This window comes from Leclercia sp. LSNIH8 (assembly GCF_002920195.1).
In the GTDB taxonomy this organism is placed as follows: domain Bacteria; phylum Pseudomonadota; class Gammaproteobacteria; order Enterobacterales; family Enterobacteriaceae; genus Enterobacter.
Genome location: NZ_PQJY01000013.1, coordinates 54,841 through 79,843, shown reverse-complemented (window position 1 = coordinate 79,843; position 25,003 = coordinate 54,841). Strand labels below are relative to the sequence as shown.

Below are 25,003 nucleotides of genomic sequence, written 5' to 3'. Positions count from 1 at the left end.
AATTTTTCTAGTAACGAAGGACCTAAAATGATTAGGTAAGAACGGGGTAAGCCCGTCCTATGTCCTGGATGGTGATAATGCAGGTTGCCCACAGGAAAATCATCATGGAAATCCCAAATCCCAAATCCCGTGCCAGTGCGTAATCCAAGAAGTAAAACGTAACCCATTGATTTATATGCCAATGCAGTTTTAAAATGTCACCTCTTTCTGCAAGATAGAAAGGGCACTTAAAGCTCATGTTTTGGTTGCGGTTCAACTTGTAAGGAGGTGTATAATTTCCTTGGGATTTTTCTAACAAAGAAGGATTACAGGAATGAGTGGGAATTACTGTGCATTTTATGTTGCTGAGCCTTTTCATGAGGGCGCTCTGGGAGTTCATGCTACGAAAGACTTCGTTTATTACAACACACTGAGAATGTGGAAAGGAGCGGACTCCGGTTTCCCTTTTACCAATTCACACGATACAACTTATAACGTTCGTGATGGCAGTAACTGGGAGCAAACTTTAATGCCTCGCCTCAGACAGCGTCTGCGGAATTCTAAGAATATTATTCTATTCCTGAGTGATCGAACTATAAATTCTCGCGCTCTACGAGAAGAAATTGATTACGGTATTAATTCCTTGGGGCTTCCTGTAATTGTAATATACCCTGACTATGACACAAAAGAAAGTTTGCTAGTTAACAACATTTTAAAGCAGCAAATACAAAATTTATGGTCTAAGATTCCCGCATTCAGAGATTCAATGCATTTAGTTCCCACGTTGCATATCCCAATGAATAAAGCTCTTATCAGACAATCACTGGCAGATAGTAAGTTTATGGTGAAAACCAAAACTGTTCCAGATGTATATAGATATAGCGCATAATGTAACTTAAGCGCCGATTGTGGCGCTTTGTTTTTGCATAGATATAGGAATATTAAATGTCTAAGGTTAGTCTCTGTGACAAGCAGGTTTTCAATGAGTTTAAGGGATATGCATCATTATTGTTCGGTTTTATCGGTGCAGTTGTTATTTTTGTCGACATTCCTGCAAATCAAAAAATTGCGGCAGGTTTAGCTTGCATTGCAGTGCTTATTATCGCCTATCTTTGGTTATGGTACAGAGCAAATAGCTTGAGGGAGATTAATCTAACCATTGAGGAAAGTACTGTTATCATTAAAACAGGAGATATCTTCAAACAGGAGGGTTTGAAAGCGATCGCTTTCAATGAATATTTTGATACTCAGGTTGATGAGCGAATTATTGCCGGAAGTAGTCTCAATGGTAAATTTATCAACGAACATTTATCTTGTACTGTAAGTGAGTTGGATGATTACATTAGTAACTATAGGTTCGATGCCGAAGAGATAAAAGATAGAAATGAGGAAAGGATTGAAGGTAAAAAGCAAAAATTTGAAATTGGCACTATTTGTGTTTATGGTGATTACATACTCACTGCGCTATCTAAGTTTGACGAGCACAATGTAGCTCATCTCACAATGCCTGAGTATTTAGGTTTTCTAATAAGTTTTTGGGATAAGGTTAATCGAGTCTATGCTCAAAAAAGTGTTTCTGTCCCAATCTTTGGGTCTGGACTTACAAGAATAAAAGGCCACAAAATTATCGATGAGCAAGATCTATTAAAGATAATGCTTTGGACTTTTAGGATAAGCGAAATGCGATTTAAACATCCAGCGAAATTAACAATAATGATCCATGAAGGGAAGATAGATAAAGTCAATCTTTTAGAATTAAAGACAGCAAGAAATGGCTTGTGATTAAATTAATGATGAAGGCCTAAGCAATGGCCTTCGTAAATTAAATACCATTGACAATCCATTCAATTGCACCAGGGGTGCGAATCCAGGATTTTAAATTATTATTCACGTAATATATGGCTTCATCCATTTCACCTAACGTAATATATCCACTGTTAGACTTGGGCTGTAATCTGCACTTCGATAACAAGCCGGGGATGTGTCTATTAGAATCAATCGCAGCTTTAGCGATATCATTGGCATCTGGGGATGACTGCCGGTAGGCGAGGAGGGCGCGTGTATACTGAAGAAACGGGCGCATATCCCCAGGATAATCGTCCAGTAGCAAGGCCAGATCATCCACCATTTCAAGCTCAAGGTAATAGTTCGCTAATAAATGACGAATCCCCTGGTTATCGTTCGGGTTGAGCTTCAGCATTTCGCGGCAGTGAGCCATAGCCGGATAAAAATTACCTGACTCCCATAAGGCCTCAGCCAAAGCTGCTTTTGCTCTCATATATGGACGTGTTTCGACAAATCCCCAGAAACGTCCTGCGAACTCCTGAAAATCCTCGCCAAGAGCAATGCTGGCTGCGTACAAAGCCGTCTCCAGATTCCCGATTTTTGACTCAGGAGGTTCTTGAGATAACTCGCAGTAGAATGAGTATGCGTCAGCACAGAGCGGGGATTTCTTGATAGCTTTTCTGATGAGTTTCAGCACAACGTCCAGGTCATCAGTTTCCCAGGCATCGAACATGAACTCCTGAGCCGCAGCCAGATCCAGATGTAATTGCTCAGAACTGACAGCATTTTTATACAAATCAACGCGCTTTTTAGTCGGGAATTTAATCATCTCAAGTATCCTTTTGGGGGCTCACTGTTCCGGTACTTTGCTGCACTGATGGTCGATTCTATCGCTTTGAACTTGCCACAAACAAGCTCGGGTCTGCCAGAACGGGATTGATAGCCCGGAGCTGTTCCTGGACGCGCACCTGAGCCTTACGGCTGGGCGATTTTTTGCTTCGTTCCCGTTTGCCTTCGCTTTCCCGCTCATCCTGTTTTACCTGAGCCAGTCTGAGTACAGTCCCGAGACGTTTGTTATCGACAATCTGCCCCTGGTCGACACAGGCCAGCTTATCAAATGCCTGGCACTTAAGGCTCCGGTGTCCATAGTGGAAGGCGAGGGTGCCATCGGGATAGTCCAGTATTTTAATTTTTTCACCGGCAAGACGGCTATTTTCTTCTGTTGGGTCCATGAGATAAAGGATCTTATCGTACTGGAATGTCAGTGATTTCGACACGGTACGAACATCATGCCAGGCAAAGATGTCTCTTAACTCACCGGGGCTTTCCTGCACCGGACGATGCAAATCTTTCGGGAACCTGGCCGGACGTGAGAATCGGCGGTTAAAGTCTGCAATGAAAGTGGCAAGCCAGGCATTTGCAGCCTCAATGCCGGTAATACCTTCCAGACGCATTTCTTTGATCAGTCGATCCTGAAGCGTCTGATTCGCACGTTCCACGCGGCCTTTAGCTTCAGAGCTGTTGGCACATATAAGCTCGATTGCCAGGTCATAGAGCACACGTCCGAACTGGGTAACGGTGGTATTGCGGTTCTCCGGACCACTGACGCGAAATATTGCGTGTTTGTCACTGTACAGCGATACCGGTTTCCCATGCTGCTCAATGTATTCCCGGGTTGCCAGCATGTAGTCAAAGGCTGTTTCTGACTCGCTGAACCGCAAATGCATCAGGCGGCCGGTGGCATCATCGATAAATACCAGAAGGCAGCATTTTGGCGCACGGCCTTCAAACCAGTCATGGTGGGAGCCGTCGATCTGGATAAGTTCACCCAGGCAATCACGCCGATGTCGAGGTTGATAAACCCGTGACTTGCGACGAGCATGCGGAACCCAGAGTCCGTCCGACGTCATCCAGTTGCGGACAGTCTCGATTGAAAGCCGGATATCATGACGCTCTCTGAGTTTTTCTGCGGCCAGTGTGGGTCCAAAGTCGCTGTAGTTTTCACGTATTAGCGTGAGTACGCGTAGTTTGAGAGATTCGGTCAACCGACGGTTGCTGGGTTGACCGCGTTTGCGGCTGACAAGTCCTTCAGCACCAGAAACCCGGTAACGATTGATAAGCCGTTGCGCCTGACGTTCTGAGATGCCAAGCTGTGACGCTGCATCGCGACGGCGTAGGCGCTTTTCACAAACAGCCTGTATCACTGGCAAGCGATGAATTTCTTTATCTGACATGGTCACCAACATCCGTTGAGTCCCTTAGAATTGCATTCAGTTTAGCTTACTCTAAGGTGACGTTTCTATCTGGATAAAAAGTGACATTACTAAATGGTTCTAACATTATAAGTGCGTATAACGTGGATTATGTTAACCCAAAAACGTTTAATTGTAATGGATAGTCGAGTTGGGTATACTTTCGGGAAGTACTTCAATTCATAATATACCCATGACTGAACTCGTTGAAAGTAAGCTGTGCCGAAAATGCAAGACTCTGAAGAGCTTGTTAGACTTCGGAATTGACCGTAAAAGTAAGGATGGCCATAAGACTCGCTGCCGCCAGTGCGTAGCTGGCGAAAACCGGTTGTATAAATTGAATAACCGCAATGTAGTCAATGCAGCCAAGAACCGGTATCGTCAACGCCATACCGCCGAAATGGCCGACTATATGCGTTTGTATCGTGCCAGGGTCCGTGGAAGCCAGCTGGCTGACCGCCACCGTCAGCACCTGGAGTTTCACAAAGAAGTGAATATTCAGCTTCAATTTAGGCTCGGAGCCATCATGGCCTCTCAGTTACTTCAGAATGACAAAACTATAGAGATTGAAAAGTTACTTTTAAAGTACCTTAAATCGCCTGAATCTGCTTCCGGAAGAAAGGCTCTTAATGAAGCTAGGGGAATCGCTTTCAGAGCGAAAATATCATATGAGGCGTTCAATACTCTTTTGAATACATTGAACAGATCACGAATTTAGATGCCCCGTTAGTATAAATCGTGTTTCTAAAGGCTTTCGTATGTTTAAAAAAGGAAAAAGCTTAATAGCTTTTAGTGATTAAAATTACTATGCAGGCGAAATAAATGAGCAGATTTTATGATTTCAATGCGTTAGAACTAATGGAAATGGCCCCCATATCTATCTTCAGTCGTAACAAAAATACTGAGATTTTCCTGGATGATCAATTATTAGAGCAGGAACGTCGCCATTGCCTGTCGGTTCATATTTTTTGCAGAAAGCTCGAAAGATTTGAAGAAGAATTTAACAGCAATAAAAGTTCCAGAAATCGCTTGGTTAAGTTCCTTGAATCACAAGAATGCGATTTTATCTATGATATAGCTAAAGAGTGGTCATCTTACAATTTACAAAAAGTTCCTCAAAGCACAACTTATACGTACTTGAAAACACTTGTCGAACACATCAACGAACTCAAAAGTAAGTTTGGCATTATGAGTTATGCCACTTATCACAACAATTACATTCATAACTTAATTACGACAATCAATGAAAACCTCGTAAATATTAATTATGATTTATCCCTTATTACATCAACAAAGCGAAATTGGAATCTTTATCGAACTGAATTCGGACTAATTCTAGCGAACGGGATTAGGAAAGTATTACTTATTGATAAATTAGAACATTTGAAAAACAAAGATCTTAAGCCGGGACTTATTTTCTTCATTACAACGCCAGTGTCACAAGATGTCTTGCAGGATTTATTTTCACGTCACCAGCCTTACATTATGATTTATAGGAATGAAAAAGGCATTATAAAAACAGTTGAACCACTTCATCTGCTTACCGATGCTCTTTATGAAATCATTTCACTGGCTTCAAATATTAAAAATAAAGACTCAATGTTCTTTGAACCTAAAAATAAGTTAACCTCTATTATTGAAGAATTGTTTGAGCTCCAGAACCTTTTTGAAGAATACATGCGCCAGAGTTTTATGCAGGTCAGATTAAGTGAAAGAAACACACAATATATATATAATAAAATCAGATCACTTAAACATCAAGCCAATCATCTTGAGTTTGGAAATACAGAAAAAATACGGACGCTCGCTTTTAAACTAGGTGTATTAGCTGATTCATTTAATAATTACGATGTTAAAAGCAAGACAATCGACCTTCTGCCTAATACTATTTTCACTGGCATTCAGAACATTACCAGCAACAGTAATTTGTATCGTGTGAAAAACGACATTCTGTTTTATGAAAATAACCTTACAGCATCATTATTAACCTGGTTGAAAGCAAGCCTTGAACTTAAAAAGTTTATGGTGGTCCAGGAAGATCAGATCGCAAACGGGCGAAGTGATATTTCTATTTTCTCTTCAGGTGTGAGAGTTTGCATTATCGAATCCAAGTTAATACAAGAACATTCCACCGAAGTGCCAATAAAATCTGTAATAACAAAAGGAATATTTCAACTTTATACAAAGTATTCAGACTCTGTTGCTCAGTCATTTATCGTTCTGCCTGACCTATATCTGGTGTTATTCTGCTTTGACCATAAATTTGTGAATATTCGTAAACACACTGAATCAGCGCTTGAAGACTACCAAAAAGAAAACAGAAATATTAAACTTGAAATGATGCACAGCACCCATCATCAAACCATACGCTTTAGCTTGCGAGAGTCTGGCGGAATATTTGCGGATAAAGTCGTTTATATTAACTTAACTATAGCAAATCTCAGGACAAAGGATAAAAATTGAGAGACACAATGGTAACAGTGAATAACACACCTATACATCTCTCTGACCTTAATGATGCCTTTTTAGCGGTAGACAGTGCAAAGCTGGAATGCGATGGGCATACTTTAATGCTCAGCCATGCCTTGATGGAGGCTAAGATCCCACATCTTCGCTTCCTTGGGAAAGTTACCGTTAAGGGATGTGATTTTGTGCTCTCCCCCCACTTATGGTTGCAAATCGACGGCTTCACGGTGGACTACCGCCTCCGGATGTGGATTAACCTTTTCTGTGGCCCAGATAAAGCCTCAGGGGCGCCCCATGGCATTTTCAGCAGCCTTCATTACCCGAAGCATCATTATGAACCACTGAGGCCAGCACCGTGTAATCTACTAGCCCCAAATCTGCTCGATTTAATTACCGATGGATTCGCCTCAAAAATCTGCATCCCGGAATCTACGTTGGCATGGTATTCGACAGGACAAATGAAATAATGTTATCCGGTAAATAGTAGATAACTCCGGTCGTTAGGAAAATTGGCTTTGATAGGGTTACTTCAGTTCTTTTAGCCACGACTTTCTTTCAAAGGATGAATGTGAAAATATTCCCGTTTGAGGTTCAAAACTCTATAGCCGTTTTGAACCATCTCAGATTGTAATTTTACCATCGAGCTCTTACTGGCGAAGGTTCCAATGGTGAATGCGGTAAATCTGCTTAACGGAACCATTCCGGATGTCGCATACGATCAGCTTTAATAACTTGCGTGTTCAATTCAATGACTTCCGTCGGTGTTAAAATTAAGGCATCTGGATTCGAAATTAATGGTCGTAGAACCACCTCCCCTTTTTTATCATCTTTAGAACCGTAGATATTAATTAGAAAATGCATGCGTTGATTTAATTCTGATTGACTTACCCATTGCCTAAAAGTCATCGTTTGCTTTACATAATTAATAATAAGAGGGGCCAATTCAGTTTCTTCCGTTTGTGACAAAGCCTTTTTATTTGACATTTTCTTAAGGATTTTACCTAGCTTTGCCACACACATATGAATGCTTAACGATGTGGAAATTTTAGTGGTGTTAAAATCCTCCTGTGAAATGGAAATCAATCCAACATACTGTTTATAACAATCGTAGACATAAATAAAGTGTGATGTAAATGGGGTTGAATGATTAAAAACCCCCAAATTCCAGCCATATTGCTCTACTGTTAAAGAACTAAAATCTTTGTCGTTAATGCTCATTTATACTCCTAAGCGTCATAATTTGATTGAACTAGATTGTACGAAAGCTGAGTTCTAACCTTTGTTTTTATTTCCAAACAAATATACCACATCCTATATCCATCTCTAATAACCTCAACAACACAATTTCTGAGTTTAATTATTTTCATGAAATCAATAATTATGGTTTGTTACCTAGTAGTTAAAGATGGTTGGACGACTTCATGAAATTTTAGAAGCCTTCTGTCCGAACTGAAAACCCTTGCGACTCAGAATAGATTCATGTTAAAACTCGATAATGTACTTTCACAAATTTTCGTATTTTCCTTATTCGAAAGGTTTTTATTGATCTGTGTGAATCAAGTGCTTTGTTCAAGGTACTTGTTACCTGATACTAAAATTATTTTAAACGGGATTCTAGCCTTACCATTGTTCTGTTTACCGGAGACATTATTCGTGACTGACAAGACATCTATTTTAGTTCTTACGCCAATCCTGGAGCTTGCAGAAGAAGCCCATAAGTCCTTAAAAGAGAACCTTAAGGAAATTGGAACAAGTGACACAACCGGAACATGCATGTTCGCATGTATATTGGTTTGTAAATTTGCACGACTCAGAGGCATGGTCGCAAGTATACGCGGCGGGAATGGTACAGATAATGGAGGTCTTTTCAATGAGTATGGAGGACATGGCCACTACTGGTGTGAGCTGAGTGCTGGAGGAATGACTTTTTATATCGATATTGCTGCCGAGCAGTTTGGATACCCTTCTTTCATTGTCAAAAATGCCAATGACGTGTCGGACTTTCCGCGATATATCCCCGGCAACCAAGCTACAGTAGATGAACACGTGAGGCTTGCGTACACTGAAGGGATTCAATAGCCCTGCATTTTGTACCAGTTAATGTCAGTGCAATTCTTACTGTCCCATACAGTTTATGATGCCGCTGAACTTCCGCGCAAAGTTCCTCAAATGGATGAGCGGGATTGAAAATAAAGAGATTTAAAAGCGGGTAATTGAGTTATAAAGGAATGTTATTTATGCATTCTTGAACCAAATACACCGCTTCAGAATGGATCGCCGTAATCTTACATTGTAGGACTTTTCTTCCAGCTACCAATTTGTTCATGAATCTGTCTTTCAATTCTTTCCACGTGAGCATATAGCTCAGTGTAACCAGGCAGATTTTTGCCAATATCACCTTCCCACTGACGCGTTAGCAGGCTGACTTTATCTTTAAGCGTGGATAGCTGATTGAGTTGCTTTTTGGCAATCACAATCTCTTCCGAGTATAAATTTTTCTTAGCCATAACAGTACCATACTTCATAAAATTTAATTTAGGTAACGACGGCTATCTTTTAACACAATTCATCAGTATTGCAACATCTAAGTACATTTTAATCATATGCAAATTATGGATTGGCCAGTATCCAGCACTGTCCCCGTGATGTATTCATGTTAGCATATCTCCCGCTGCGCTTACTTACCTTTGGAAAGTTACTTTTTTCCGAAGCACCTGCTAATAAGATACCGTCATAGTGTTATGCATAAAGTTATATTTATTGTTCAGTATGATTTATCTATTTCCATACTGAACTTTTAGCTTAATGTTGCTCACTTAGCTTCGGGCTCTGATGACGTAACGCTTTACACCTTCAGGCGGTTCGGGCCAATCTGAATTTTCTCGGGACTGATAATTACGGTTTCTGTATTTGATAAATGCCTCAGCCTGCTCGATATTATCCAGCCTATACTGAAGGAATTTAAATGCGTCATGAGGCATATTCCCTGTAAGATCTTCAGCAGTATATGAATCACCCGTCACATCATACCAGTGACAAAGTACCACTTTCTTACCGTCTGCATCATAGATCGCGTTAAAATAATCACTCTCAAATTCATAGACATTGACGGGTTGATAACCGTCTCCGGGCTCCTGCCTTGTGACTTCATTAAAATTTGGTAGGCCATCATCATCCAGCAAATCCGGCGTCAGATAAACTTTATCATTCCGACTGACCATTGCCATGTGACATGCCCATTGATCATTCAGCATTGTCGGGAATTCCTTTAAATCACCGGCATGCCAGTTAACAATCTCTTCTGGCCGTTTGACAACAAACCGCTCCAGTTTCTTTGCCTTTCCTTCAAGCAACACAAACCTCAGACCTGAGTTTTTCTCTGCCATCGACAGGACCCTTGCTCGCGCTTTATCCGGGCATTCATACCAACTGGTATACAACTCCAGCAACAGCTCCCGTGTGTCATCATCCCCTGCCCGGGCATACATCCATTGCTCCGTTGAGCATGTCCCTAATGCAATTAGCTGTAATGAGTTTCGTGACTTAATCAAGCCAACCGGGAGGAACATATCCGGGGTTGTTACGTATTCCGCGCCAGAGTTGGAGTTGCATGCAATATAAGCATCTCCCCACATCTCAAAAAGATCGCTATATTCCTCATGTCCCGACTTGCCCATGGCCCCTTTCAGTAATTCCGCACCTTTTTCGCACATTTCAAATAGCTTTTGTTTTTCGGCCCACGAACTGAATACCGGTTTCATGGAGTACCATTTCCTAGACTGCTCCTCATCTTCCCAAAGGGTAATTTCGGATGCCGAACGCTCCGGCATAGAGACCCAGGATCTGCTGGTTTCCCGAATGTTTCGTTTTCCGGTTGCATAGACAACACGATGGACCCACGCATGAGCTTCAAGTCTGTTATCACACTCATAGGGTTTAGGCGCGATAAACGCGACGTAATTCCCTGACGAGTTGACCCCGGCCCGAAGCAGTTGCGATCCGGACGCAGTTACCTGCTCCTGAATGACCGATGCCATTTCGCTTGCACCCTGAGTGAGCCTGTAAAGTTGATTCAGCAGGGCCTGGCGCCCTTTTTCGAAACGCATTCCATCATCAAGCGAAACGCCACGGTTACCGGTCTTCCATGAAGCAATGCACTGATGAATCAGTTCATGAATGTTCACCGGCAGGCGCAACCCCGAATCCTGCATTGCAGTCAGCAGATATTGCCGGTGCGGCAATTCTCTTTCACGTTCCTGCTCCAGGAATTTGATTGCGGCCTTAAAAAATCGAATGTAAAAAAGGTGGTTACTCCGGAATTTGCGCTGCTGGATAAAACGGTTCAGTTCCTCCGGGCCCACTGCATCCAGGCACAGATATGCAAGCTCTGCTTCTCCCCGGCGCCACGGCCTGTAGCCAGAAACGTTTACCTTACAGTTAAACATCTTATCTGTTCTGTAGCGCTTCACCGCCACATCAACTGCCAGACTATCTCCCTGACGATACACAACCGCAGCAGAGACATTATTCTCTGGTTCAGCGATGAAGGAGTACCCTGAATAGCTGCTGTCCTCTTTGACGGCACCAGGTGCTGTTCTGGGGGTCATAAGCTCACGCCAGTTGCAGAGCAGCCGCGAGCCCGGTTGCATATAGGAGTTTTTTTCACTAATAAATTCATCGAGCGTCTGCGAGTCTGGTGATGCCAGCAGCCCTGTGCCGTCTTCATCGTGCAGAAAATGGAAGTACCGCTCCTGGAAGCTCAGATTCAGGAAATTAGCCTTTTCATGCTTGGGATAGAACTGACCAAAGAGAGCCAGCCGCTGGTCAAGACCAAACAGCATGATAAGCAGACGTCGGTAATGCAGAGCCATCAGGTCATGGGATTTGAGACGATCGGTATAGGCCACATCTTCAAATTTGATGGTGGTACCGTCAAACCCACGAAAGTGGCCCTGCTGCTCATCTTCAGACGGAAATAACCGTGATGCTCCAAGATGGCTTTCCACCGGGGAATAGATTTGTTTGATGTTTTGCCCGTTGCGGACCATCAGAAACACGATGCTGTTCTTTTCATTGTATTCTGAATTCGCCCAGGTATCACCATAGTCAATAAATCTGCGGGTGGTTACCATGACGAGTACACATCGCTCAGTCGGAAAAATTTGCTCCACCAGCCCAGGGTTATCTTTTAGCGCCTTGTGGAATGCGGAAAGACTCCTGAAATCAAAGTGTTCGTCGATGTCACACCAGGCTGAAAGTTCCTCATCCACTACGAGCTTCTTCTGACACAGCGTCAGCGGAATGCTGCTGTCAGCTGGCTCGCCTTCAGCAATATCGACTACCGTCACGTTTTTGCCGACGAATAATTCCAGCGTGAGAACACCGGCCTGAATTTTGTTAGCCTGCTCAATGCCCTCCTGCGTTCCGGCCAACTTGGCAGCGGCCAGCTCCGCATAATACGGATGCATTTTCTCCAGCGCCCGGGTAATAGCACCGGTACGCGACGTAATAATGTTAGCTACGGCACCGGCAATCTTCCCTTCCCGTTCCGCGACTTTCGCCATCAGAGAAACCTGAGCTTCGGAAATTCCCTGAGAAAGGGCATTCTGCACCGTACCCAGCGCCATGGTAACTGCGGCATCTTCTGCATTTCTGACGACCGGAAGCATTCTGTCGTCTGACTCGCCCCCCCTTTTACTGGCCTCTTCGTCTTCGATCCTTTTCATAGCCAGTTCCCGGAGATCTGAGGGATTTTTCAGTGTTTCGGTGAGACGCATTTGCAGGTCAGCAACCTCGTCCTGAATGCCTTTGAGCTCTGACTGACGGATCGATTCATGGTCGGGCTGATATTCAAACAAGGCGAGAAAATCGGCCGTCAGAAACCGATGTTCATTCAGTTTCTTGTCCTTCGTTGATTTTGAGCCGTTCTCAGCAACGACTTCAACGTTTACCCATTCCCCGTAGTGCCGAGGGTGGGCACGAAGGATGACGGTATGCAGATTGTCATCCACGTACCGCAACGAGTTGATGAGGAGTGTATCCCCGGCCGCAATCGCCTCTGCCGGAATATCGACGAGGGCGGACCAGTATTGCCCCGCCAGCAGAGAATGAAAACGTTCAAGGCGATCAATGTTAGTTTTGCTGACCAGGCCACCCATTCACTATACCCTCCGAATTTGTTTGTTATAAGCATCATACCAGATTGGATTGTCAGCCAAATAACCTGAAGTACGGGAAGAGGTAAAATAATTAAAATTGAGCCTGTCCAATTTATCAGTTTTGAACATGTGGATTAAACCTTCGTTAATTAAATCATCGGGGAATGACTTCATATATTACATAGGAAGGAGTTGAATAGCCCATTAAGTCATATATTTTAGAGACAGAAGCTTAACGGGCGAAATATTTTTTTACAGTCAACCAACGTCAGATCATTTTTTGGACTGAACGATTTCCCAGTATCTCTCGTTAACACTGGTTTCACAGCGAGAAGGTATGTCAGACGGGGATCTTGATCGAGTAACAAATGCCTCGATTACATTTTTCCCTTCATCTGACACTTCGGCATCAGGTAATCTTCTAAGAGTCTCGTTTAGTATCTTAGTAGCCCCATCTCTCATCTTAACTGGATTAGTTTCTCCGAGAAGTTCACCACACATTTTTGAAACAGCTGTTGCGTGCCCAAAGACAGGTACTGGATCACTTTTTTTATTCTGTGTTTCGCTGGCATGAACAGAAAATACCAGTGAAAATATTCCTGCCAATACGATGCATTTAATTTTCATTTGTTTCTCCATGACTATCACCAAGTTAAAAACATAATTTTTATACCACAATATTTTCTCAACCATAAACAGCTATTTCTGGTTGTGGATCATAATTATTTCATCCCGGCGTTAAACTGACGCCGGGAACAGAATCCGGCCGGAATTTTCAAGGCATAGATAAATTGTTATCACGCCAATATTGATGCATGCCTGCAACCCATTGTTTCGAGATTGCCGACATCGTCTCTGCCAGGACACGCATACATTCAGGTGTGAATAACCGGACTGGCTCCCCCAAATCGTCACTCACAGTGATGATGTGCTCCAGGATGTTCCCGTGACATAAATTGTGACGAACCCTCACGATTTCCGCATAGGGCCTTTTCGGGGCACCTTCAGCAATCTTGGTCAGCAGATCCTGCTCCTCGGGAAACGCCAGCAGCGTCACCGGCATACCAGCCATGTGCGCCCTTCTCATTAGGGCATTACTGAGTGTGGCCATATCACTTAAATCCACCAGCGTTGCGGCTGGCTGCGAATGCGCCTGTGACTCCATCAGTTCAAGCGTCACCCTCAGTGAGGTTTCAATCCCGTTCAGGAAAGTTGTACAGGCAGCCAACCACAATTCAGCGTGAGTTGCCCGGGTAGCCTGGTCAAAAAAACAATCAATAACGGCTGTCGTGCTGTACGGCCAGTATGCTTCCAGGTCCCGTAACTGTGCCATGTGCTTCTCTAACGCCTCTGCAACCTCTACATCTACATCTACCGGATCGAAATCGTCGGTATCGATAGTCATAGGTAAATCCTGTTGTCAGTATCGTGAATGAAAATCCGCTGAACCATATCATACCCTTACATAAAATATGGCTTAGCGCCATTATATCTTTCCTAAATGCAGCGCCAGAGAGAACAGTTGCTAAACGCCAAATGAATCAGAACAACTGTTCCACGAACAGCCAGGTTGTGGGCCACAATTAGTTGACCACGGCATGGATAACAAGATGCAGTGTAAGACTGCGAGATCTTCATGGTCCAATCCAATTCTGACATGCTTTGAGTCACCCTCGTCAGATGATAAAATATGGAAAATTTATCTAATTCAAAAAGGGCTGCTTGTGGATAATTCATTTCGTGCAGAAATAAAGGTTCTTTCCGTTTTCGACTTTGATGGAACTCTTACCCGACATGACAGCTTTATCCCCTTTTTGCGCTTTGCCTTCGGTAACAGTGTCTTCACCCGCCGGTTGGTTAAACTCGCTCTTCCTACCCTGCGGTGTTTGAGTCGCAAACTAACTCGTGATGAACTCAAAGAAATTTTAATATCAACGTTTCTCACTGGTATCGAGGAAAAGTGGGTCAAGGAGAAAGCTGAAGCCTATTGCAACCTTTATTGGGGGCGTCTGATGAGAGCATCAGGCCTATTGGCCGTGGCAACGGAAGTTTCTAACAATGTTGAGGTGACACTCTGCTCAGCCTCACCGAGGCTTGTACTTGCTCCGTTTGCTGAACGACTGGGGATCAAGCTCATCGGTACAGAGCTGGAAAGCGTTAATGGTATCCTGACCGGGCGCATTACAGGGCACAATTGTCGTTGCATACAGAAAATTAACCGGCTGGAGTCTATTTACGGACCATTAGATCAGTATCATCTTCGAGCCTGGGGGGACACTCGGGGCGATTATGAATTGCTGGCAGCCGCCAAAGATGCCCACTGGCGGCACTTCCATCCTCGTTGGGACAGAAAAAAAGCTTTTATACACCGCTTAAAAAAGGAGTCGTTCAGGGTCTAAAATCGCACAACATGAACGTTTTAAATAATATACCGGGGCTAGCTTTCACAGTTGTCCATGACCAGTGTTTGGCCGTTGATACCTTTAAGACCCAGCTGGCTGGGTCTCTCGCCAGAGCCCTCTAATTAAGCTTTATCAGGAAGCAAGTTAAAGGATATTTAACCTTTTTGTTTCATCTATCCACGGTCTAAATTCTTCCAGTAAGTTATCGTATAATTTTTCATCGCTGATAGAGCCGAAGTCATCCATTGCAAAGAAATGGGTGTTATCAACGCGGCGGTCTGTAAAATCATCCAGGTTTTTCAGGATTCCGTAGCTAGATCCACCGAGGCCGACAAATTTCCAGAAGATCGGGAAGTTGGCTGAGCGCCGGATAGCATTCTTAATTGCTCCGGTCTTGCTTATCCCGCCATCGGTAATAAACACTATGTAAACCGGGATTTTTGAGTCTTTGAAGTAGTCGACAATTTCTTCCATTACCGGTGGTTCATTGTTAGTCCCACCAAGCCCCGGCAAATTTTCCCAGGCTGAACGCTTTCCGGATCCACGGATGGTCTGAATGTAATCGTCAAGGTTATCCAGAGTGACATTTGGATACTTCTTATGCTTCTCTCCAAAGCCCCAGACATCCATTTCGCCATCGTCATCGAACTGGGCGGCAAGGACGGCGATGCGATCCAGCACGGACTGAACGTTACCCTTACTGAACTGGCCACTCATTGAGCCGGACGCGTCAAGAACAAACGCAACTGCTGCCTCCAGGGTTTCCAGTTTATTTTTAGTGAGGCTGACTGAGGCCTTTTTAGCGAGACTTACAAGTCGCGGAGATTTTGTTTCGAGCTTCTTTTCCAGACTGATACGAGCAGGTTGTGCTGGCTGCGGAGCTGTCTGTGCAACATCAACACCATAACTCATCGCCAGGGGCTCAAGCCCACCGTTGAAACCGAGGCCAAGCGCCCGTAGCTTCCAACTGCCGTTATGGCGATACACCTCCGCCACGATAATAGCTTTCTCGCTGCGCCCTGCTGTTTCGGGATCAAACGATGCAATACCGGAGGCCTGCAAATTCAGATTCTGCAAGCCTGTAATAGTATCGCTTCCGTCTATCACGAGGGTTATGGCGATTTTCTGAACAGCCGAGGAAACGCGGTTAAGATCAATATGTACGCTTGATTGCTGCGTCCCTGCCGTCAGTTTTAAAGCCCCCTCCGGTGAACTCAGGTTATTGAAAAAGATGAAATCGTTATCACCGCTCACCTTACCTTGTGCGTTGAGCATGAAAACGCAGGTGTCGGGTTCGCCGTTAAAACCGGGACGTACCGGGTATCGCAAATTAAGAGTGACTGATGATGAAGATAGAAGGATATTTTGACCTGACTGTAATTGCATGACTCTGTTCCTTGTTTAGTAACCGTAGTCTCTGCCACCCTTTACCCGGGTTCTGGCCTGAAGTGCTGAAATACACTCATCGCGCTTTTGCTTGTTCGAAAAGTTGATGCGTCGGGATCCGAAATCACCATGGATATAGAAGTTGACACCTTTCTCGCGTGTGATATTCGATATTTTTCGAATCTCAATGCTGTCTTGCTCACCCATCCTGCTCAGAAACTTGAGACGAAGCCAGTCACCCAATCCCATATTGCCTAAATCTGCTGGAAGAATTATCGTTCTGTCATTGTCGTTAAAAATTATACCGAAATATTCTATGGCGATGCGTTCCGCCATTTTTTTCATTGGCCAGATCATTACAAGTGGATAGAGAACGAACATAACTCTTGCTATATAATGTGATATTTCTGGCGATACAAATTTGACGGGAAGCGCACTGAGTTGCAGAACGAGCACTGCTGAAACCACAATAACTGCGATAGAGGCACTTAACGTTTTAAAAATGACGCCAATATCATATACACGTTGAATGTTGGGGATAGCTGAATATTTTCTTTTTAGCTTTCGGTAGAAAAACATCCCGAATATCAGAAACGGCAGGAACACAAAAAAAGCCACAATAAAAAGTAGTATTACTGCTGAACCATCATCTTTTTTCTTTGCCATGTGCTAACACCTATAAAAAACCCCGGTGACAGCACCGGGGTTGAGTTTATTTTTATTATTAAATATTCACGCCGTGCTGGGTTGCCAGTGCAGATAACCCGCCAGCAAAGCCCTGGCCGACAGCTTTAAACTTCCATTCAGCGCCATGGCGGTACAGTTCGCCAAAGACCATTGCAGTTTCGGTTGAGGCGTCTTCAGACAGATCGAAACGAGCAATTTCCGCGCCGTTGTCGTTGTTGTAAACGCGCATGAAGCTGTTGCTCACCATGCCGAAGTTTTGTTTACGCGCTTCTGCATCATAGATGGTAACGGCAAACACCAGTTTTTTGATGTCTGCTGAGACTTTGGTCAGATCAATTTTGACCTGCTCATCGTCGCCGTCGCCTTCACCAGTACGGTTGTCGCCCTGGTGCTCTACTGCGCCATCAGGGCTGGTTTTATTATTGAAGAAAATGAAATGGGCATCTGACAGCACTTTACCGTCTTCACCTACTGCGAATACGGAAGCGTCAAGGTCAAAACCCTGACCATCGGTTACACGGGCATCCCAGCCCAGACCAACCATAGCGACATTCATGGTTGGTGCTTCTTTGGTCAGAGATACGTTGCCGCCTTTTACGAGAGAAACTGCCATTTTTAGCTCCTGCAAACAGTTGAATGAGGCTGAATTAACAGCCCCGGATATGAAAAGTTACTTTTCGATCAGGACGCGTTAATGCCGTACTGAGCACATACAGATGCCAGACCACCAGCATAACCCTGGCCTACTGCGCGGAATTTCCACTCACCATTGTGGCGATACAGCTCGCCAAACAGCATGGCGGTTTCAGTGGACGCATCTTCGGTCAGATCGTAGCGAGCGACTTCAGTCTGGTTATCGTCATTAACCAGACGAATAAACGCACCGGATACCTGACCAAAGCTCTGGCGACGAGCCTGAGCATCGTGGATGGTCACAACGAAGATGATCTTGTCAACTTCAGACGGGACGGCGTCCAGTTTAATTTTCAGCGATTCATCATCACCATCGCCCTCACCGGTGCGGTTATCGCCGGTGTGCGTTACGGAACCGTCGGATGACGTCAGGTTGTTATAGAAGATGAAATCTGAATCGCCGCGCACTTTGCCGTTTGAGGCCAGCAGGAATGCTGAAGCATCCAGGTCAAAGTCCTGACCGTCTGTTGAACGCGCATCCCAGCCAAGGCCCACCAGGACGTTTTTCATTGACGGAGCTGCTTTACTCAGGGAGACGTTCCCGCCTTTGGAAAGAGAAACACTCATAAAATAACCTCTTCGATTAGTAATTGTTCAGGTTAACACTTAAGGGGATTAACTCCCCTTTTCCTCAGATTCAGGTTTGCCCGGGAACATGACGCTTGCGAGAATGCCCAGCGCCAGTACACCCAGTACAACATACAGGCTGGTTGTAGCCGCAATGCTGTAACCATGATGCCAGATGTGATCGGTCGCATTCAGGCCGAGTTTTGCCGCGATGAAGAACAGCAGCACGATAACGGCCTTCTCCAGATGAACCAGGTACTGTTTCAGTGCCTCAAGGACAAAATACAGAGTACGCAGGCCCAGGATAGCAAACATCATGGCACTATAGACGATAAGCGGTTCACGACTGACGGCAATGATTGCCGGTACCGAGTCAAACGCGAACATTACGTCCGAGAGTTCAACCACAGCCACACACAGGAACAGCGGGGTCGCATATAGCGCCGCTTTTTTACCACGGCCAATGGTGACATCGCTGTTTTCTGGTTTCGCCAGTTCGGCATCCACTTCCTTCTGGTTAAGCAGGAAGGCATGCCCTCTGAGCTTCGGCCAGATAGGGAAGAAGCGTTTAACCATGCGGTAAGCCAGATGCTGGGAGTAATCCTCAATTTCATCATCGTCATCACCGCTTTTAAGCATCATGACCGCCGTCCAGGCAACGATAATAGCGAAGACAACTTCAACGTACGGCCCCAGACTCAGCAGGCTCGTACCGATGGCGACAAAGATGCCCCTGAAGACAATGGCACCAATGATCCCCCAGTAGAGAACACGGTGGCGATAACGATCCGGAACGGCGAACCAGGAGAAGATGGCCATCATGACGAACAGGTTGTCGACCGACAGCACTTTCTCCAGCGCATAACCCGTGACAAACAGACTGGCAACCTCAGCACCGTGGTGGATATAGAGGAAACCGGCAAATGCCATCGCAACCACAACCCAGAATACGGACCAGAGCGCCGCACTCTTAAGCGAGATTGGCTTGTCATCACGGTGCATAAACAGGTCAATAAAGATGGCACCGACTGAAAGCGCAATAAAAACAATGACCGTTTCAGTCGGGAAGCCGATGTGTGTGGAAACCATATTTTACCCTTAGGGATGTGGATCAGAGGCCAAATTCAGCCGGGTCGAAGCCCAACGCGATAGCGATCTCGCGGGAGGCCAGTTTCTCGTCCTGATCGAAGTTACCGTCACTTTTTGCAACGGCAATACCAACACGTAAGGCCAGCTGAGCGGCCTCAGGCTGATCTTTCAACGCCAGGATGTATTTCATGGTTTCGCCCTTGCCGATTTCAACATCGAAATCGAAGCTTGAAACCAGTTTATTGAAGAACTCGATCACCTCATTGGTATCGAATACCTTCAGCTCTTCTGAAGAGCGAAGAAAGCCCATCATTTTCTGCTTTTCTTCCGAACTCACGCCGTCACTCGATACGGCAATACGGGCACATACAGCAACGGTGCCGTGCATAAATTTTTTGTTTTTGAAACGACCAACCTGGCGGGTCAGTTCGTCCCGGCCAGAGTTAATGGCACCTTTTACCTTGTCGAAAAAGCTCATACCTGTTTCCTTTGTTGCTGTGTTATTTAGAACCGGCGCTCCAGCGAAATCCCCAGCCAAATGCCCGGTCCATTTCGTCCTGGCCTTTGAAGTACTGGTTGATACGCTCGACTTTAATCGCGCCGTTTTCATTTACGAGTCTGGCAATGGCGCACAATGTGCGACGGTTTTCACCTTCGGTGAGGCGGGTCTCAATGGGAGGCTGATCCGGCACATGAATGGTGACCACACCATCAGTCTTGTCCCAGCTGGGAATACCTTCATAAATAAAGGCGTAAATCAGCACTTCACGGATATGCTTCCATTCCCGGCCATTGATATGCAGCCACTCGCCGTCTGATACATCACCCGTCCGGTCATCTCCCTTGAGCTGAACATACGGTTCATCGCGATAATCACCGAATGCATTACCGAGCGCCTGAATGACCGATTTATACCCGTCCTGAAGCTCAACAAAGGCCCCCAGATCCAGGTCGATTCCTTTGGAGCCGAACATGCCTGCAAAGCCGGATTTGCCGCTGCCCCGGTGCCAGTTCAGGTTGATCCGGATTTCACCGAAGTTATCCCGTTTGGTCAGGCTGATTGCAGGCTTCTCTTTTGTCAGCGATACCTTGCTCAGGCTGATTTTTGTCTCAACTGGCGGAGGGGTTACAACCGGAGGAGTCGGGGCTGCGGGAGCAGGTTCGTCGGCAATATTTACGCCGAAATGCTCTGCCAGCGGTTTAAGTCCACCGTTGAACCCCTGCGCAACAAAGCGGAATTTCCAGTCATTATTACGACGGTAAAATTCACCCAGAATTAAGGCTGCTTCCTGACGGCCGCTCAGTTCGACACTGCCGCTAACCAGGCCGGTAGCCCCTTGCTCCACGTCGATGGAAAGATTACGAAGACCGGACACCGTCTGCCCACCGTCACAGGTCACGGTGAACGCAATTTTTTGGACATCAGGTTTCAGCCGGTTGAGCGCGACAGTAAAGGTTGAGTACTGGCCTTCACTGACCAGGCTGACGGTACCATCATCGTTACGTGGCTGACCATAGAACACCATGTCCGCATCACCCTGCACCTTCCCGTCGGCATACAGGCGAAACGCCGAAGCATCCACCTGGCCGCCCGAGGTGATCCGGACCCGCAACTCCTGGGCTGGAACGGGGGCATTGCCCCCCGGCGTCAGGTTCATTAGCGGATAACCGCTGAAACGATATCGGAGTGCATATCGTCAATTGTGCGGCCGCGACAGGCATGGCCAAGGGCGGTAAAGTCCCAGTTGCCGTTATTACGGTGCAGCGAAGAAATAACGATCCCGGTATGTGAGCCCTGCTCAGTCAGCTTGTAGCGAGCCAGCTCTTTGCCGGTTTGATCGACAACGCGGCAGAACGCGTTTTCGACGTCATTGAACGACTGACCACGGAAGCTGTTTACCGTAAACGCCAGGTATTCAACGTTTGCAGGCAGTCGGGAGAGGTTGACCTTAATCACTTCATCGTCACCGTCACCCTCACCGGTCAGGTTATCGCCACTGTGCACAACAGCGCCGCAGGTGGATTCCAGTTTGCGGAACCAGATGGTGTCAATTGTTTTACCGGTGCTGTCCATTAATACGCAGCCAGCATCGAGATCGATTGAGTCGTTGCCTCCAAACAATCCTCCAAGAAGACCTTTTTTCTTAACCGGATCCCAACCGAGACCGAAATGAAGCTGGCTTAATGCAGATGATTCTTTGCTGAGTGATACCGTCTGGTTCTTAACTAATGAAACCATGTTCTATTCCTTAAAATAGTAATGACCGAGACAATCAAAGGGTTGTTTATTAACTGACGAAGAAAATCATATCATGATGAAGTTCTCTGACAAGGGAAATTTTGGTAGTTTTCTGTAAAAACATAAAAAAGAAAACCTTTTCAGGGTGTTAATTTTCTATGTTTAATTTAAATATCAATACTTTATCTGGAATCCAAAAAATACTGACTCACTTCATAACCACAGAAGTTATTAATCATATTATGATTGACATGTAGCTTAGACACTCATAGACTCACTTCTCAATCATAAATTTGCATGACGTTCCGGATAATTAAAAAAAATGAACAAGAAAATTTGGTTTATGGAAGGTTTATCCTCCCAGCGAGATATTATTCAGGGGGTAAAATCATTTGCACAAAAAAATAATTTTGCCATTACCGTTTTTGCCTCCCACCGTAACGAAAGAAATGAAATCCTTTCCGTTGCCGATTATTCTTTGACTGAACCTGAAGATCCTCAAAAACGTCTCCAGTTTATTCAGGAAACCATTCAGACCTACGGCATCCACCATATTCATACTGGCCGTAACAGCCAGTGGTTTGAAGAACACCGTTCAGCCATTGAATCGACCGGTGCCACCCTTACTACCGGTGCAACGAGCGTCGACTGGTTAACTCTGGCTGACGAAAAAGTTACTTTTGCTCAGTTTATGGAGCAAAAGGGACTCCCGGTTGTACCATCCTGGAGGGTGAATACGCTGGCAGAATTAAAGACACACCTCGCGTCCCCGCCGTTCACTGACAGCCCGGTATGCGTGAAGCCGGTGACGGGTATCTATGGCATGGGATTCTGGCGCTTTGATGACAGTGCTTCGCCTATGGCCGTCTTTAATCATCCCGAACATCGTCTGGTCAGTCCGCAACAGTATATTGCAGCAGCATCAGCTGCTGAGTCGTTTAAACCCCTTGTTTTGATGCCGTACCTGCCAGGCCCGGAATTTTCCGTCGATATCCTCGCGGATAAGGGCGAAATACTCGCAGCCGTGGGACGCCGTAAGGAAGGGGCTATCCAGTATCTGGTAAACGAAGGTAGCGCCTGGGAACTGGCGTGTGACTGCGCCCGGGTTATGAAGGCCGACGGGCTGGTGAATGTTCAGACGCGAAACGATGTGAATGGCAACCCGGTGCTGCTTGAAACCAACATGCGTCCGTCAGGGGGGGTGGGTTATACCCTTCACAGCGGGGTGAACCTTCCTGGGTTATTTGCTGCCTTTAAGCTCGGTCTGATGTCTGAAGATATGGTGCGCCAGAGCGCTAAAAACACCTTTTCTCCGGTTGCGGTGAGAGCCATTACGGATGTAATTGCATACCCGGAATCACTCTCTAACCTTTTGAATTAAGGCGTGTTTATGTCTGATAACCTCGAAGATATGATTTATCGCCGTACCCTCTCATGCGGTACGATTCAGGTAATCCGCGATCAGGGTGAAGTTTCGCTCGATGACCTGTTTGATATCGCTGAAAGACGTAACCCGAAACGCGCCTTTCTGTTTGTCAGCAAAGTACTCGGCAGGCACATTCCCGTGCCACCCTCAGTCATGCGGCAGGCCTACAGACAGCTTGCCAGCCAGTTCCCCTCAACGCTGACAGGGCCCGTACTGTTTATCGGTATGGCTGAAACCGCCGTTGGGCTTGGGGCCGGTGTGTTTGATGAAGTGCGCCACCAGCATCGTGAATCTGTATATCTGACCTCTACCCGTCACCCGGTTGATGGCACGTTGCTTTGCGAGTTCAAGGAAGAACACAGCCACGCCACTGATCATCTGATCTATCTGCCAGATGATGAAGAGAAAAGACGTCGTGTTACCAACGCGCGAACGCTGGTTTTGATTGATGACGAGGCAACCACCGGTAATACCTTTATTAACCTGCTTTCTGCCCTGCGTAATACCGGCAAGCTTCAACATATTGAACAGGTTATCGCCGTTACGCTTACCGACTGGAGTGGCAAAGCCTTGTCCGAGCGCAGCACCTTACCCGTCACTTCTGTTTCTCTTGTAAGCGGTCAGTGGGGATGGACCACATTACCAGATGCACCGGTCCCGGACATGCCGAAAGTCAACGTAACTTCACGCGGAGAATGGGACATCCAGGGGAAACAGTCATGGGGTCGACTGGGGATGCTCGCACCTGCGGCCGATCTCGGCCATGAGGTTTCCGTCCGCAAAGGGGAGCGTGTTCTGGTTCTCGGGACAGGGGAATTCGTCTGGGAGCCGTTCCTGCTTGCAGAACGGCTCGAAGCTGCCGGGGCAAAGGCATTTTACGGTTCGACCACCCGCTCCCCTATCGCCGTTGGTTATGCCATTGAGTCCGCCATTTCCTTTACGGATAACTACGGGCTGGGCATCCCCAATTTTGTCTATAACGTCGCCCACCAGCAGTTTGACCGCATTCTTGTGTGTACTGAGACACCCGCAGAAAGTATTGACGCGCAGCTTCTTAAGGCGCTGGCTGAGGTTGCGCCCGTCGTGGAGATTGTTACCTATGAATAAACCCGTTGTTCTGAGCGACCTTGACGACACGCTCTTTCAGACCCGTCGTAAAATGGTGGACGAGCTGGCCCTGGAGCCATTCCGTACCGGTGCCGTTGATCGTACCCTGAATCCACGAAGCTTTATGACGGAAGAACAGTCCATGTTAGTGGACTGGCTTCTGGAGCAGGCTGAACTCATTCCCGTTACCGCACGGGGAACTGAAGAAATCAGCCGCGTACGGATCCCTTTCCACTCCTGGGCAATCACCACGCACGGGGCCGTCATTCTCACGCCTGAAGGCAACCCCGACGAGGAGTGGAAGGCCCATATGCTCGGCCAGCTGGCTCCCTATCAGGAAAAGCTGACATCGATGCAGCGACTGATAACTGAAATGATGGACGCAAAAGGGATTAATGCCTGGGCAAGACTGAACTTCGAATACGGTGAAACGGCGGTTTATATGGTGATGAAACACCGCGACAGCACCCGCCTTGACGAGCTCAATGCCATTGCAGATGAGATAGAAACGGTGTTTCCGACCGAGGGCTTCTACATCCACCGCAACAGTAATAACGTGGCCTGGCTACCCACCCCGGTTGAGAAAGGGCTGGCCGTCAGCTGGCTGCTTGAAAAACTTCGAGCTGAACGCGGCGTTTTCCCCGTAATTGGTCTGGGCGACAGCCTGAGCGATCATCGTTTTATGAAACTGTGCAGCTGGTTTGGCATCCCGCGTCAGAGTCAGTTTGCAGATGCCATTTCACAGCGAATTTTTGGAGAAAATTAAA

General features: G+C 46.0%; 25 protein-coding genes. 9 read left to right on the top strand and 16 right to left on the bottom strand.

Going from position 1 to position 25,003, the window contains the following annotated elements:
• Positions 1-313 precede the first annotated feature (313 nt).
• Entirely contained in the window at positions 314-868 is a 555-nt protein-coding gene (locus C3406_RS23580) for a toll/interleukin-1 receptor domain-containing protein (RefSeq protein ID WP_233210592.1), read from the top strand.
• A 56-nt stretch (positions 869-924) separates the two neighbouring features.
• Complete coding sequence (locus tag C3406_RS23575; protein ID WP_004862033.1) at positions 925-1,761, top strand: macro domain-containing protein; 837 nt, start codon at positions 925-927, stop codon at positions 1,759-1,761.
• A gap of 40 nt (positions 1,762-1,801) precedes the next feature.
• Here C3406_RS23575 and C3406_RS23570 read toward each other — a convergent pair whose 3' ends face one another.
• The 3 genes from C3406_RS23570 to C3406_RS26100 all read right to left on the bottom strand — a co-directional run bounded on the left by C3406_RS23570 (position 1,802) and on the right by C3406_RS26100 (position 4,524).
• Positions 1,802-2,593: a tetratricopeptide repeat protein gene (locus tag C3406_RS23570; RefSeq protein ID WP_023205302.1), complete on the bottom strand. Its 792-nt coding sequence runs from the start codon at positions 2,591-2,593 to the stop codon at positions 1,802-1,804.
• Positions 2,594-2,651: 58 nt separating this feature from the next.
• The gene (locus C3406_RS23565; RefSeq protein WP_077258062.1) at positions 2,652-3,998 is read right to left on the bottom strand and encodes an ISNCY family transposase; all 1,347 of its coding nucleotides are present in this window, start codon (positions 3,996-3,998) and stop codon (positions 2,652-2,654) included.
• A 268-nt stretch (positions 3,999-4,266) separates the two neighbouring features.
• Positions 4,267-4,524, bottom strand: a complete 258-nt coding sequence (locus tag C3406_RS26100; RefSeq protein ID WP_103216141.1) for a hypothetical protein — start codon at positions 4,522-4,524, stop codon at positions 4,267-4,269.
• 314 nt (positions 4,525-4,838) lie between these two features.
• On the opposite strand from C3406_RS26100, the gene C3406_RS23555 reads away from it, so the two are divergent.
• Both C3406_RS23555 and C3406_RS23550 read left to right on the top strand, forming a co-directional pair.
• A complete protein-coding gene (locus C3406_RS23555) occupies positions 4,839-6,479 on the top strand; it encodes a hypothetical protein (RefSeq protein WP_040113327.1) in 1,641 nt (546 codons plus the stop codon).
• 8 nt (positions 6,480-6,487) lie between these two features.
• Positions 6,488-6,949, top strand: coding sequence for a hypothetical protein (locus C3406_RS23550; protein WP_015062966.1), 462 nt, complete (start codon positions 6,488-6,490; stop codon positions 6,947-6,949).
• 220 nt (positions 6,950-7,169) lie between these two features.
• Here the strand turns inward: C3406_RS23550 and C3406_RS23545 are convergent, their stop codons facing one another.
• Entirely contained in the window at positions 7,170-7,700 is a 531-nt protein-coding gene (locus C3406_RS23545; protein WP_032610444.1) for a hypothetical protein, read from the bottom strand.
• Positions 7,701-7,961: 261 nt separating this feature from the next.
• Between C3406_RS23545 and C3406_RS23540 the strand changes: the two genes are divergently transcribed.
• Complete coding sequence (locus C3406_RS23540; protein ID WP_015062969.1) at positions 7,962-8,561, top strand: hypothetical protein; 600 nt, start codon at positions 7,962-7,964, stop codon at positions 8,559-8,561.
• A gap of 206 nt (positions 8,562-8,767) precedes the next feature.
• On the opposite strand, the gene C3406_RS23535 is transcribed toward C3406_RS23540, so the two are convergent.
• From C3406_RS23535 to C3406_RS23520, 4 genes are all read right to left on the bottom strand, one after another.
• Entirely contained in the window at positions 8,768-8,989 is a 222-nt protein-coding gene (locus tag C3406_RS23535; RefSeq protein WP_032610446.1) for a hypothetical protein, read from the bottom strand.
• A 309-nt stretch (positions 8,990-9,298) separates the two neighbouring features.
• Positions 9,299-12,640: a hypothetical protein gene (locus C3406_RS23530; protein ID WP_032610447.1), complete on the bottom strand. Its 3,342-nt coding sequence runs from the start codon at positions 12,638-12,640 to the stop codon at positions 9,299-9,301.
• Between the two features lie 273 nt (positions 12,641-12,913).
• Positions 12,914-13,333 (bottom strand): hypothetical protein, encoded by a 420-nt coding sequence (locus C3406_RS23525; protein ID WP_015062971.1) that lies wholly within the window; start codon positions 13,331-13,333, stop codon positions 12,914-12,916.
• Between the two features lie 82 nt (positions 13,334-13,415).
• Complete coding sequence (locus tag C3406_RS23520; protein ID WP_032610449.1) at positions 13,416-14,045, bottom strand: hypothetical protein; 630 nt, start codon at positions 14,043-14,045, stop codon at positions 13,416-13,418.
• Positions 14,046-14,358: 313 nt separating this feature from the next.
• Between C3406_RS23520 and C3406_RS23515 the strand changes: the two genes are divergently transcribed.
• Complete coding sequence (locus C3406_RS23515) at positions 14,359-15,039, top strand: HAD family hydrolase (protein WP_032610522.1); 681 nt, start codon at positions 14,359-14,361, stop codon at positions 15,037-15,039.
• 147 nt (positions 15,040-15,186) lie between these two features.
• Here C3406_RS23515 and C3406_RS23510 read toward each other — a convergent pair whose 3' ends face one another.
• The 8 genes from C3406_RS23510 to C3406_RS23475 all read right to left on the bottom strand — a co-directional run bounded on the left by C3406_RS23510 (position 15,187) and on the right by C3406_RS23475 (position 21,703).
• Positions 15,187-16,428 (bottom strand): vWA domain-containing protein, encoded by a 1,242-nt coding sequence (locus C3406_RS23510; protein ID WP_015062974.1) that lies wholly within the window; start codon positions 16,426-16,428, stop codon positions 15,187-15,189.
• Between the two features lie 15 nt (positions 16,429-16,443).
• Entirely contained in the window at positions 16,444-17,094 is a 651-nt protein-coding gene (locus C3406_RS23505) for a hypothetical protein (protein WP_032610453.1), read from the bottom strand.
• A 58-nt stretch (positions 17,095-17,152) separates the two neighbouring features.
• Entirely contained in the window at positions 17,153-17,728 is a 576-nt protein-coding gene (locus C3406_RS23500; RefSeq protein ID WP_015062975.1) for a TerD family protein, read from the bottom strand.
• A 68-nt stretch (positions 17,729-17,796) separates the two neighbouring features.
• Complete coding sequence (terD, locus tag C3406_RS23495) at positions 17,797-18,375, bottom strand: tellurium resistance membrane protein TerD (protein WP_000116680.1); 579 nt, start codon at positions 18,373-18,375, stop codon at positions 17,797-17,799.
• Between the two features lie 48 nt (positions 18,376-18,423).
• Complete coding sequence (gene terC, locus C3406_RS23490; RefSeq protein WP_000255079.1) at positions 18,424-19,464, bottom strand: tellurium resistance membrane protein TerC; 1,041 nt, start codon at positions 19,462-19,464, stop codon at positions 18,424-18,426.
• Between the two features lie 22 nt (positions 19,465-19,486).
• A complete protein-coding gene (locus C3406_RS23485; protein WP_000007448.1) occupies positions 19,487-19,942 on the bottom strand; it encodes a tellurite resistance TerB family protein in 456 nt (151 codons plus the stop codon).
• Between the two features lie 22 nt (positions 19,943-19,964).
• Positions 19,965-21,122 carry a TerD family protein gene (locus tag C3406_RS23480; RefSeq protein WP_040113326.1) on the bottom strand — a complete coding sequence of 386 codons (1,158 nt, stop codon included), beginning with the start codon at positions 21,120-21,122 and terminating at the stop codon, positions 19,965-19,967.
• The gene (locus C3406_RS23475; RefSeq protein WP_040113325.1) at positions 21,122-21,703 is read right to left on the bottom strand and encodes a TerD family protein; all 582 of its coding nucleotides are present in this window, start codon (positions 21,701-21,703) and stop codon (positions 21,122-21,124) included. Before C3406_RS23475 ends, C3406_RS23480 begins: the two co-directional genes overlap by 1 nt.
• A 322-nt stretch (positions 21,704-22,025) precedes the next feature.
• Here C3406_RS23475 and C3406_RS23470 point away from each other — a divergent pair, with 322 nt between their 5' ends.
• From C3406_RS23470 to C3406_RS23460, 3 genes are read left to right on the top strand one after another with little or no spacing between them, the layout of a single operon-like run.
• Positions 22,026-23,084 carry an ATP-grasp domain-containing protein gene (locus tag C3406_RS23470; protein ID WP_040113324.1) on the top strand — a complete coding sequence of 353 codons (1,059 nt, stop codon included), beginning with the start codon at positions 22,026-22,028 and terminating at the stop codon, positions 23,082-23,084.
• Between the two features lie 9 nt (positions 23,085-23,093).
• The gene (locus tag C3406_RS23465) at positions 23,094-24,236 is read left to right on the top strand and encodes a phosphoribosyltransferase domain-containing protein (protein WP_001282603.1); all 1,143 of its coding nucleotides are present in this window, start codon (positions 23,094-23,096) and stop codon (positions 24,234-24,236) included.
• Entirely contained in the window at positions 24,229-25,002 is a 774-nt protein-coding gene (locus C3406_RS23460) for an HAD family hydrolase (protein ID WP_001040062.1), read from the top strand. The genes C3406_RS23465 and C3406_RS23460 overlap by 8 nt, the downstream gene beginning before the upstream one ends.
• Position 25,003 lies beyond the last annotated feature (1 nt).